Raw genomic sequence first — 12,220 nt, forward strand, 5'->3', positions numbered from 1 at the left:
CATGATGATCCACTCTCAGACAAATACGTCTCCAACAAAAAAAGTCGTCACGGTTACCCTAAACCCAGCACTCGATTTGACGGGCTCTTTAGAAACGCTAAAAGTCGGTTCAGTCAGTTTAGTTGAGCAAAGCGATTTTCATGCGGCAGGCAAAGGGGTCAATGTCGCGAAAGTACTCAGCGACTTGGGTGCCGACGTTACGGTTACGGGCTTCTTAGGTAAAGACAATCCTGAGCTTTTCCATCAACTTTTCAAACAATTAGGTGTTTGTGACAAGTTTGTCGAAGTTGAAGGCGCAACGCGTATCAACGTCAAATTGGTTGAGACAGATGGGCGCGTTAGTGACATTAACTTCCCAGGTGTGCAAGTCAGTATCGATGAGATTGCTCAGTTCGAGCAGACCTTGTTCGAACTCGCCGAGAGCCACGACTACTTTGTCATCGCCGGAAGCTTACCTGGAGGGATAAGCCCAGAGCTTTGTGCCAGTTGGATCGAACGCCTTCATCAACTAGGGAAACGGGTGTTTTTTGATAGCAGCAAAGCCGCACTTCGTGCAGGAATCAATTCGCACCCTTGGCTTGTTAAGCCCAATGATGAGGAGCTCAGCGATTTCGTTGGCCGTGCCCTCACCTCACAAAAAGACTGCCAAAGCGCCGCCATGTCACTCAGTGACAAAGGAATAGAGAACATTGTTGTTTCTATGGGCGCGGACGGCGTGATGTGGTTACAACAAGATCAATGGTTACAGGCGAAACCGCCAAGAATGGATGTGGTCAGTACGGTAGGTGCTGGTGACACCCTAGTCGCCGGTCTCTGTTGGGGTCACATGCAACAGTTTGAAAAACAAGAACTACTACGCTTCGCGACGGCGCTTTCTGCTCTTGCAGTAAGCCAAGTTGGCGTTGGCTTAACCAGTCAGGAAGAACTGGACACTATCAAGCTTCGCACCGAAGTGAGCGAGCTTTACCCAAATACGCACTTAGACAATAACTAAGGAACAGAAGGTTATCACTATGAACATTGCCATTATTACAGCGTGTCCAAGCGGGGTTGCAAACAGCATCTTAGCGGCAGGCTTATTGGAACAAGCAGCAGCTAATCTGGGTTGGAATGCGAAGATTGAGTGTCAATCCAGCGTTGTTGAACCGACACAACTCACTGAGCAAGAGATTGAACAAGCTGAAGCAGTCATTATTGCAGCCAATACTCCCGTTGATACATCCCGCTTTGTCGGTAAAAAAGTCTACCAAGCGCAAATCAGTCAAGTCACTGTCGACCCGACCGCTTTTCTCCAATCAGCGGTTGAAAATGCAGCAGTTCTTGAAAAAGAACAGGTGACAGTAGAAACAAGCCCAGTCGAGACTAAAAAGATCGTTGCGATCACGGCTTGTCCTACAGGTGTCGCGCACACATTTATGGCCGCAGAAGCCCTTGAAGAAGAAGGCAAACGCCGCGGTCATCAAATCAAAGTAGAAACACGTGGCTCCGTTGGCGCCAAAAACCAGTTAACAGATCAAGAGATTGCAGAAGCAGATTTGGTCATTATTGCGGCAGACATTGAGGTGCCTCTCGATCGTTTCAGCGGCAAAATGATGTATCGAACCAAAACGGGCCCAGCGCTAAAGAAAACCGCTGAGGAAATGGACAAAGCATTTGAGCAAGCTACGACTTACCAGCACTCTGGGAGCGCAGCGTCTTCTGAAAATGAAGAGAAAAAAGGGGCCTATAAGCATCTAATGACCGGGGTTTCTCACATGCTCCCTGTTGTTGTCGCCGGTGGTTTGATCATCGCCCTATCCTTCGTTTTCGGTATCGAAGCATTTAAAGAAGAAGGAACACTGGCTGCTGCGCTAATGTCTATTGGTGGTGGCTCTGCATTCGCACTCATGATCCCTGTGCTTGCTGGTTACATTGCTTTCTCTATCGCCGACCGTCCGGGCCTCGCGCCGGGTTTAGTGGGCGGTATGCTCGCTAGCTCAACGGGCGCAGGATTCTTAGGAGGCATCGCAGCGGGCTTTATTGCCGGCTACGCAGCGAAGTTCCTCGCTGACAAAGTGTCGTTGCCTCAATCTATGGAAGCACTGAAACCTATTCTGATCATTCCGTTCGCTGCCACACTGTTTACTGGTCTTGTCATGATCTATATCGTCGGTGGCCCTGTCTCAGGCATCATGAATGGACTAACAGACTTCCTCAACAATATGGGCTCTGACAGTGCAGTACTTCTCGGTATTATTCTTGGTGCCATGATGTGTTTCGATTTAGGTGGTCCAGTAAACAAAGCCGCGTACGCGTTTGGTGTTGGCTTGCTCGCATCACAAACCTACGCGCCTATGGCTGCCATTATGGCGGCGGGTATGACACCAGCTTTAGGTATGGGTCTGGCAACCTTTATCGCAAAAAACAAGTTTGAGCAAAGCGAGCGTGAAGCAGGTAAAGCCTCTTTTGTTCTTGGGTTGTGCTTTATCTCTGAAGGGGCGATTCCATTTGCAGCGAAAGATCCAATGCGCGTTATCCCTGCCTGTATGGCTGGTGGTGCGTTAACCGGTGCTTTATCTATGCTGTTTGGCGCCAAGCTAATGGCTCCGCACGGTGGATTATTTGTACTGCTTATCCCGAACGCAATCACTCCAGTATTAATGTACTTGGTTGCGATTGCGGCAGGCACTGCAGTAACGGGCTTTAGCTATGCCTTCCTAAAATCTCGCTCTGAGTTAAAAGAAGCTTCAGCGCAAGCTTAACCCCCAACGCGCTTCTGAAAACCAAAGCACCTCTAGTAGGTGCTTTTTTTATGCTCGCTAGTCGCATCGACGATTGAATAGTTAGCGTAGGATTATGCATGAGCGCTCACAGTAATTCATTCACTAATCTTATATCATTCATTGCTTATACAACTTTAGGACTACTCAACTCGCAATGCCTGCACCTCGCTTCAAACTTGCCATTCAATTTTTGCTTACGTTTTGTGTCCTATCGCTGGTCCCAATGTTGTATTTTTATGGTGAGTTCGAAGAGATTGATCAAGAAACTTTGATTACGGTTGAGCAGGACAATCGATACAAACTTGAATATTCAAAAGCCGAATTGCTCACCACTCTTAGTCAAATCAATACGTCATTACGATCGCTATCTTCAAACGGTCTGTTTAATCAAGCCATCATTAATCCATCCGAGGCTAATTTAGACGCGCTCAAAGATTTTTGGTTATTGGTGTCTCAGACCCAAGGTTATTACTCACAACTGAGGTTTCTTGATCTAAAAGGTAACGAAGTGGTTCGCGTCAATAGTAGTAAATATATCTCAGAAATCGTCGATAAGTACCGTCTGCAGTACAAAGGTGATAGAGAGTATTTCCGCTATGCCCAAACACTTAAAGCCGGAGAAGTAGGCTCATTTGGCATCGATTTGGAGGTCGAACAAGGTACTTACAGTTACCCACTTACCCCTGCATATCGCGTCATTATTCCAATTGAGTTACTTGGCGAAAAGAAAGGCTATTTTGTCGCGAATTTGGATTTACCGCGAATCTACAAATCTCTGGCCTATAAACGAAATCTGTTTAACCTACCAAGTGTGGTCGATGCTAACGGCTATTATTTGATGTCGAATTCTGACGAGCCCATCTTCGGTCACGTCATTGAACAAAATGCACAGTCGAACATCCCTGCTCTTTACCCATCTCTGTGGCGACAAATCCAATTGAAAGATTCCGGAACGGTCAGAGACGGTAATGCTTGGTTTTCTTTCCTTAAAATTGAAACAACGCGCCACGGTTTTGAGCAAGATCTCAGCTTTATCATCAAAACGGATCTTAGCGAGGTCGCCCCTCTTACTGATGCAGCTCGTACCGAATTATTCGTTCAGGCGACCTTCTTGTTTATTATCATTCTTTTGATCACATTTGGTTTTATTACCTGGAACTACAACCACGAAAAAAACAGCATGGCGAGTAAGATTGCCCGAGCAGCAATGAATGGCGTATCAGCTATGGTGATAACCGACCACAACAACCGAATCTTACAGGTCAACGAAGAGTTCACGCGTGTCAGCGGTTATGAATTGGATGACGTAAAAGGCAAGCAACCTTCGATTTTCGCCTCAGGGAAGCACAATCAAGAGTTCTATATGGAGATGTGGAAAGAGCTCGAACTTCATGGGGTTTGGGAAGGTGAAGTGGTCAATAAAAGGCGTGATGGTTCAAAAATTACTGAGATACTTCGCATACAAACCGTCCGTGATAAGCATGAGATCATTCAATTTTATGTCGCTTCTTTTATTGATATTTCCCATAGGAAAGAGCTTGAAGACCGCCTGCGTGATTTAAGTGAAAAAGATCCTCTCACTAGCCTTTGGAACCGAAGAAAGTTTGATGCAGAGATGTCGGCGCAAACGCTGAGAATTAAACGCTATCCAACCAGTGAACAAGCCAGTCTAGCGATACTCGACATTGACCATTTCAAACGCGTCAATGACAAATTTGGTCATGATAAAGGCGACCAAGTGATCAGAGCGGTGGCTGTTGTACTGGGTGAACACCTACGCGAGACCGATGTTATTGCACGCATTGGGGGCGAAGAATTTGCCATTATTATGCCGCATACCCCACTCAATGAAGCAGAGATCGTGGTCAACCGCCTACGTACAGCGATTCATATTGAAAGTGAGCTCGGTATCACAATTAGCGCTGGCGTAACAGACATCTGTGAAGACCCCAGCGCGAGCTACAAACGCGCCGATATAGCACTATACGAATCCAAAACTCTAGGCCGTAACCAAGTCAATATACTTACCACAAGCGAAAACTCTTCCATTGCCTAATTTTGGTGCAGTGCGTTTGTTTCCCTGCACCATCGTATACCAAAGGCGTCACACAAATCGCGTGTAACACCTGAAATCCTTAGCCTTGGCTAATTGGCTCAATTCTTGTACTACCCTCATATGACCCCCTTTGCACTGTTATGGAGAATAGTATGCAAGATACCCTAACCATCATCCTTGCCGGAGGCATGGGCTCACGCTTGAGTCCATTAACGGATGACCGCGCTAAGCCCGCAGTACCATTTGGTGGTAAATATAGAATTATCGATTTTACCTTAACCAATTGCCTTCACTCCGGATTGCGCCAAATACTCGTCCTCACCCAATACAAATCTCACTCATTACAAAAACATCTCCGAGATGGTTGGTCGATCTTCAATCCCGAGTTGGGCGAATTTATAACTGCGGTTCCGCCGCAAATGCGCGGAGGTGGTAAGTGGTATGAAGGAACGGCTGATGCTATCTATCACAACCTTTGGTTGGTAGAACGCAGTGACGCAAAACATGTCATTGTCCTTTCCGGCGATCATATTTATCGCATGGACTACGCAGAAATGCTCAAGGATCACATCGACAACAAGGCGAAACTTACGGTTGCCTGTATGGATGTTCCACGCAAAGAAGCGTCTGCCTTTGGTGTATTGTCATGCGACAGCAACAATTTGATTGACACATTTTGCGAAAAACCGGCTGATCCCCCAGCAATGCCGGGAAATGAAAACCGCAGCCTAGTTTCTATGGGCATTTACATATTCGAAAAAGAAACGCTGCAAAAAATACTCATGGAAGATGCAGAGAATGCTTCATCGTCCCATGATTTTGGCAAGGATATTATTCCGAAGTTGATTGATGATCAGTGTGTGTACGGGTACAACTTTTGTCAGGATCGCGGACGAGTCGCGCGCGATTGTTATTGGCGCGATGTTGGCACAATTGATTCATTCTACCAAGCGAATATGGACTTGCTTGAGCCTGTCCCACCGATGAACCTATACCAATCTAATTGGGCAGTTAGAACTTACGAATCTCAGTTTCCGCCTGCTAGAACAGTCTCTTCAGCTACAGGCAACGAAGGCATATTTATCAACTCAATCATAGCCAACGGTGTCGTCAATTCTGGTGGTTCTGTGCAGCATTCTATCATTTCATCTAACGTCAGAATTCACGATAGCTCAACCATTGTTGACAGTATTATTTTCGATGACGTTGAGGTCGGCGAAGGCTGTAAACTGGTCAATTGCATCGTAGACAAGCATGTAAAAATACCCGCTAACACCGAAATTGGCCTTAACCGGGTAGCCGATGCCAAACGCTTCCACATATCCGAAAATGGAATCGTGGTTGTACCGGAGAGTTACCGCTTCTAATGCACAACAAAAACGCCTTGGTCAATGACCAAGGCGTTTCTCGTTTAGCTCGTTGTTACGGGCAAGTTACTTCATCCCAGAACCAATTTGACTGAGTTGGAGATTCCCACGAGCCAGGGCTGTTTTTTGCCACGAAACATTTTCCGTTATGGCTATAAGTATCACCGTTAACCGCTTTCGTTACACCAGGCTCCCATACCGACACGGTTCCTGAACCCGCATTACCGCCGCTGTCACCGCCAGTATCTCCACCGTTTCCGCCACTGCCTGCTGTTAAGTCCGCTAGCGGTAGGTCGGGTTGTTCAAACTTGAACGCGTAGTCTACACCGTTGATAGTCACTGAATAGTTAGCTGGGCCAGAAATTGGTAAGTAGTACACCATGTCTAATTCGTATGTACCACCAGCCGGCAGATCTTTCCACGCAGGTAGGCTAAAGGCTACGCGGTGCATTGTACCGTCCAAACCACCAATATTATTGGCGCGAGTATGACCCGATGAAATCACCGCCAAGCCACCACCAGATTGATCTTTCGCGTTGTCAGGCGCAGAAACTGGAATATCGAACTGGAATTCAGTTCCGCCAGGGATCGCTTGCCCCGTGTTGTTCGTAAAGGTGACCTTCGGGTTGATCGGATAGTTTTGATCTCCCACTTTAAAGCCACCAACAGAGACACTGATGTCTACTGCTTCAGTCGGAATCGCTCCCGTTGCAATCTTATTGCCGTATGGCGTCGCAGATTTAAACTTATCGTAGATGGCTTTCGTCATGGTATTACCCATGTGGTATTCACCACCACCATTGATACACGCTTGCTCCGTTGTATCAATCGAAGTGCGCTTACCATTTGCATCAAGCACATAACAGTTATAGTCGCCTGCTAGTTCCCAGAACATGATGCCGCCAATTTCCTTATCGATAACGTAATCTGCTTTTACGTTTACAGATGCTTCGTCTTCCGTAGAAAGGAAAACTGACTTCTCCGCATTCCATAACCAAGGGGCTACGGCAACGGCGTCATAGTTACGCTCATACGTCCCGACAAACTTATCCGTTGGATCATTAATAGGATCCAGTTTGTACGCTTCTGTATAAGTACCCCAAATCCCATGCTCTAGGTTCTTCGCATGCCACATTGGGCCTGAGCCTGCTCCCATTTCGTTACCTTTAGGATCGGTATCGTGCCACATGTTATCGATACCTACAGCACCGTTACCACAGTTGTTCTTCTCGCCTTCACCCGTACCTTCAGGACATTCAGCCTGGTTAGGTAAAGCAGCTCTGCCCCACAAGCCGTTGGTACCACCAGTAACACCTTGCCAACCACGCGTATAGTAAGGCACACCGATATTAATACGACCCGCCGGCATTGAACCTCTGAAGTAGTGATAAGCCCAGTCCGTATTTAGGTAACCAATGCCGCCATAGGCCGCCGTACCATAGACATTCCATTGAGCCAATTCAGAATCTTCACCAGTATCAAATAACGCAGCATTGTGACCAACATGATCATTCCACGCACCGTGAAGGTCATAAGACATGATGTTTACGTAATCGAGATACTTAGTCACATCAAATGTTTCCATACCTCGTAGCAGGTAACCTGATGAAGGTGCCGCGATAGTCAGCATGTAATGCACGCCATCTTGCGCAGAAGCTACATCGAGCTTTTCACGTAAAACTTTCATCAATTCTTGATAAGACGCCCATAAGTAAGCACGACGAGGCTCCATGAATGCTTTATCGTATGGGTTGCCAGCACCAGCCATTGACGTTGGGTATTCGTAGTCGATGTCTAAACCGTCAAATTTGTAGGTACGCATCATTTCAACGGCTGACGCAGCAAATTTTTCAATGCCGGCATGATTGATTGAGCCGTCGGCATTGGTTGTCATGGTGTAGAAACCGCCATCGGCAACACGATTACCGTCTGCACCAAAGTGACCACCTGTTTCTGCCCAACCACCAATTGAAATGAGTGTTTTGACGCCATGGCGCTCTTTGTATGTCGCTAGTGCACCAAAGTGGCCTTTGAAGCCTAGGTTCGGATCAATGTCGACACCCGCCCACTCTTTACCAGTTGCAACATTGTTAGGGTCATTAACATCCCCTAAATTAACTTTTCCATCTGGACCAATACCAACGAACGCATAGTTAATGTGTGTTAGCTGTTCCCACGGGATATCTTTGACCAAGTAGGCCGCTTGAGGATCATCGCCGCTGCGCCAACTCGTAAAGTAACCAATCACACGACGTGGGTGGTCTGTCCCCATCTGTTCACGACCTTCTTCATCGTAGATCGTACAGTAAGGCACATTAACCCCTTCAGTTTGGTACAAGCCATCAGGGCGACAGTTTGCCACTGTTGGCGCACCATTAACTTTGAGCGTTGCCGATGTCGAGTTAGTCGTTGCACCAAGATTGTCTGTCGCTTTTGCGTATACAGATAAAGTGCCTGAAGAGGTTGTCGTATAATCCAAAGTGTAAGGTGCGCTAGCCACTGTGCCCACTAAGGAGCCAGCAACATAAAAGTCTACTTTATCTACGCTACCATCTGTGTCTGCTGCTTCAGCCGTTAAGGTCACCACTCCACCAACGTCAACGGTGGTAACAGAAAGTGCAACACTGATTGTCGGCGACTCGTTCCCCGGTGTACTGGAGTCAACACTGATGTTCACGCTACTTACTTGGCTTGCTTCACCTTTATCGTCATAGGCAATAGCAGTGATGGTGTGATTGCCCGTGGTTGACGCCCAGCTAGCAGAATGCGGCGCGTTGCTACTTTGACCAACTATCACTCCATCAACAAAAAATTCAACGCTCGCGACTGTTCCATCACTGTCACTCGCGCTCGCTGTAATGGTGACTAAGTCCCCTTCAGTAAATGCATCAGACGACAACGGTGCCGTTATGTTAGCCACTGGTGGTTCATTCACCACCACGCCACCGTCGCAGCTCCCCAACGATTGCCAAAAGCCCCACGGGCCAGCGGTTTCGGCGGGACTATTTCCCTGAGTCCAATAGTTTGCTTGATACGCCTCGTTGGCTTGCTGGACTTGATCTCCGCCATTATAAACAGCCGACGAATCCCATTGTGGCAACGCGCTACAATCAACAGCGGCGTAGCTGTTGAATGCAATCAGGCATGATGCGCTTAACGTACTGAGTGTAAACACACGCTTTTTCACGTTTACATTAGGTGAGTGCATAGTGCTCTATCCTTAAGTTATTGTTTCAACGTATTAAATTCACTGCATAGTGCAGAGAAAAAACTTATAAATCGATTAAAAATAACCATAGATTAGCCGCACGAAATCACGAGAATTAATTCGTTATACTTCAAATTGACTCGCAATCGGTTGTATATTTATTGCAATAAACCAGCACTTATTTTGCATCAATTACTAAATTCTGATTTATTTTCCTGATAAAAAAATAAGCCTCTGAGCTGGCTCGCAAAGAGGCTTATTAATCAAAGAGATTGACTAGATCTCCTATAGGGGTCTGTAGAAATCATACTGTAGATCTGTTAGGCAGCATGATTTACTAAGGTTTTAGTATGAATGAGTCGCATTCATTAAAAAACAGTAATTATGTAAATTGATTTTTCCCCTTTTGCTAGAGACTTAACTCGCCAATCGCATTCCTTTCGGCGTCTCATTGAAGTGGCGTTTGTACTCTCGCGAAAATTGAGAGCTGCTGTTGTACCCGACAAGTCTCGCGGCATCGTTAACTTTTTTGCCCTCAAGCTGAATCAGCTCTTTCGCTTTATTCAAACGCACTTTTTTTATGTACTGAATCGGAGATTCCAACGTTATTTCACGAAATGCACTGTGAAATGCTGACGTACTCATGTTTGCCTCTTCGGCTAAACTCTGAACAGAAAGGTTAGCTGCGTACTCGCGGTGGACTTTCTCTAGCGCTTTCGCAACCCGAGCATAATGCCCTTCATGATGCGCAAGATTGAACAAAACATGCCCTTCACTGCTTCGTAACGCTCGATAAACCAGCTCTTCTTTCAGTGCATCGCCGAGCATCTCACACTCGATGGGATCACACAGGGCTTTCATTACCCGCTGACACACGTCAAGCATACTTGGCTCCATACGCACTGACTTTAAACCGCAGCTGTTCTCATCGTGACAACCACGAGGCTCGAACCCCAGCTTTTCTAATCGAACAACTTGGCGGTGAAGCACTTTCGGGTCAATGTCGATTGACAAGCCCAGTAGTGGCTCGTTGTCTTTCGGAATCGCTTCACACTCTAAAGGCATAGGAACTCCAACCACTAAGTAGTCTTCTGGACCATAAGGCACAGGTTGATTACCAATGTGGATATTTTTATTGCCTTGTCCTAACACAATGACACCGGACTGATAAACAAAAGGTTGACGAGAGTTACCGCGGCTACTTCGATAAAACCATACCCCTTCTATCGCCGTATGATAAATACCTTCTAGCTCATTGAGTTTTTGGTATTCAACGTATTGACTCATTAACTCCGCTAGGCTCATGGGACCTCACTTATGTTCGCATGGCAAAGATGTTTGTAGCTTTAGGCAATATTTATGGAGAATTTCGCCTATCAGAAGCCACTTCTACGTACTATTATGCACTCATAATCAAATGACGCAATGTCTACAGTGCGTCGTAATCACAACACGGAAGCAAGAGGCAAACAAATGCAATTCACTTACGTTAATCCAACCCAAATCTTCTTTGGACAAGGTCAAATCGCATCCATTAAACAAGCGGTAGCGAATCAAAATAAAGTACTTGTGATATACGGCGGCGGCTCGATCAAACGCAATGGCGTGTATGATCAAGTTGCTTCTGCTTTAGAAGGCATTGAATGGACAGAATTCTCAGGTGTCGAGCCCAACCCAACCAAAGAAACATTAGATAAAGCGGTCAAGATCGTAAAAGAGCAAAACATCGATTTTATTCTTGCTGTCGGTGGTGGTTCGGTGATCGATGGCTCTAAATACGTTGCTGCATCAGCTAAATACGACGGAGATGGTTGGGACATTTTGACGGGCGCACACCAGGTATCGGATGCAGTTGCCATTGGTGCAATTTTGACGCTGCCTGCAACTGGCTCCGAATCAAATATGGGCGCTGTGATCACTAAGGCTGAAACTCAAACTAAGCTGGCATTCTTGTCTCCATTCGTTCAACCAAAATTTGCGGTTCTTGACCCAGACGTAATGAAAACTCTACCAGAAAAACAACTACTCAATGGAGTGGTCGATGCGTGGGTGCATGTGTGCGAGCAATACTTAACGTCTGACCATGGTGCGATGGTACAAGACGGTTATGCAGAGACTCTGCTCAAGACACTTAAATCGCTAGGTGAGCGTTTTGAAGATCGTGACAACGATGCATGGCGAGCAAACTTGATGTGGTCAGCAAACCAAGCGCTGAACGGCCTAATTGGTTCTGGTGTTCCTCAAGATTGGGCAACGCACATGATTGGCCACGAAATGACGGCACTATGGGGTGTAGACCACGCACGTTCGCTAGCGATCGTTCAGCCGTCGCTGCTCCGTAATCAAATTGAAGTGAAACGAGCCAAACTAGAACAAATGGGGGTTAACGTTTTTGGCCTTGAGCAAACGTCTGACCTCGCTGAACGCACCATCAGTGCGATTGAGGATTTCTACAAATCTCTCAACGTAGAGACGCAGTTTAGCGATTACGAGTCTTCTAAAGAGGACGCCATCGAAGCCGTTATCACGCAACTTTCGGAACACGGCATGGTGCAACTGGGCGAAAAACAACAAATTTCTCTAGAGCATAGCCGAGAAATTTTAGCCAACGCTATTGCTTAGTCTAATCACTCTCTTTACTCTATAAACGGCATTTATATGCCGTTTTTTTAGAGTAAGGTTTATGTGGTTTATCATCGGCGCATTGTGCGTGCTTCATGTTTTTAGTATAGAAAGAAAATCTAAATGGCTGTTTTATTTAACTAAAGCGACGCCAATCTTACTCATGTCTTATCTAGTTTTTTGCGAGCACAAGCTCAACCAACTG

General features: G+C 46.3%; 7 protein-coding genes. 5 read left to right on the forward strand and 2 right to left on the reverse strand.

The genetic code is table 11. The features are described from left to right. Positions 1-4 precede the first annotated feature (4 nt). The 4 genes from pfkB (at position 5) to glgC (ending at position 6,185) form a co-directional block, all read left to right on the forward strand. Positions 5-994 carry a 1-phosphofructokinase gene (pfkB, locus tag RH45_RS08530; protein WP_008076113.1) on the forward strand — a complete coding sequence of 330 codons (990 nt, stop codon included), beginning with the start codon at positions 5-7 and terminating at the stop codon, positions 992-994. Between the two features lie 19 nt (positions 995-1,013). Beyond that, positions 1,014-2,741 carry a PTS fructose transporter subunit IIBC gene (gene fruA, locus RH45_RS08535; RefSeq protein WP_008076114.1) on the forward strand — a complete coding sequence of 576 codons (1,728 nt, stop codon included), beginning with the start codon at positions 1,014-1,016 and terminating at the stop codon, positions 2,739-2,741. 175 nt (positions 2,742-2,916) lie between these two features. Next, complete coding sequence (locus RH45_RS08540) at positions 2,917-4,818, forward strand: GGDEF domain-containing protein (RefSeq protein ID WP_008076115.1); 1,902 nt, start codon at positions 2,917-2,919, stop codon at positions 4,816-4,818. Positions 4,819-4,958: 140 nt separating this feature from the next. Further along, positions 4,959-6,185 (forward strand): glucose-1-phosphate adenylyltransferase, encoded by a 1,227-nt coding sequence (gene glgC, locus RH45_RS08545; RefSeq protein WP_277422220.1) that lies wholly within the window; start codon positions 4,959-4,961, stop codon positions 6,183-6,185. Between the two features lie 55 nt (positions 6,186-6,240). Here glgC and RH45_RS08550 read toward each other — a convergent pair whose 3' ends face one another. Together RH45_RS08550 and RH45_RS08555 are read right to left on the reverse strand one after the other, a co-directional pair. Beyond that, positions 6,241-9,393: a chitinase C-terminal domain-containing protein gene (locus RH45_RS08550; RefSeq protein ID WP_008076119.1), complete on the reverse strand. Its 3,153-nt coding sequence runs from the start codon at positions 9,391-9,393 to the stop codon at positions 6,241-6,243. A 417-nt stretch (positions 9,394-9,810) separates the two neighbouring features. Then, positions 9,811-10,698, reverse strand: a complete 888-nt coding sequence (locus tag RH45_RS08555; RefSeq protein ID WP_008076121.1) for an AraC family transcriptional regulator — start codon at positions 10,696-10,698, stop codon at positions 9,811-9,813. 168 nt (positions 10,699-10,866) lie between these two features. On the opposite strand from RH45_RS08555, the gene RH45_RS08560 reads away from it, so the two are divergent. Continuing rightward, on the forward strand, positions 10,867-12,015 hold the full coding sequence (locus tag RH45_RS08560; protein ID WP_008076123.1) for an iron-containing alcohol dehydrogenase: 1,149 nt from the start codon (positions 10,867-10,869) through the stop codon (positions 12,013-12,015). The last annotated feature ends 205 nt before the right edge of the window (positions 12,016-12,220 follow it).

The organism is Vibrio sinaloensis DSM 21326, assembly GCF_000189275.1.
GTDB classification, from domain to species: Bacteria; Pseudomonadota; Gammaproteobacteria; order Enterobacterales; family Vibrionaceae; genus Vibrio; species Vibrio sinaloensis.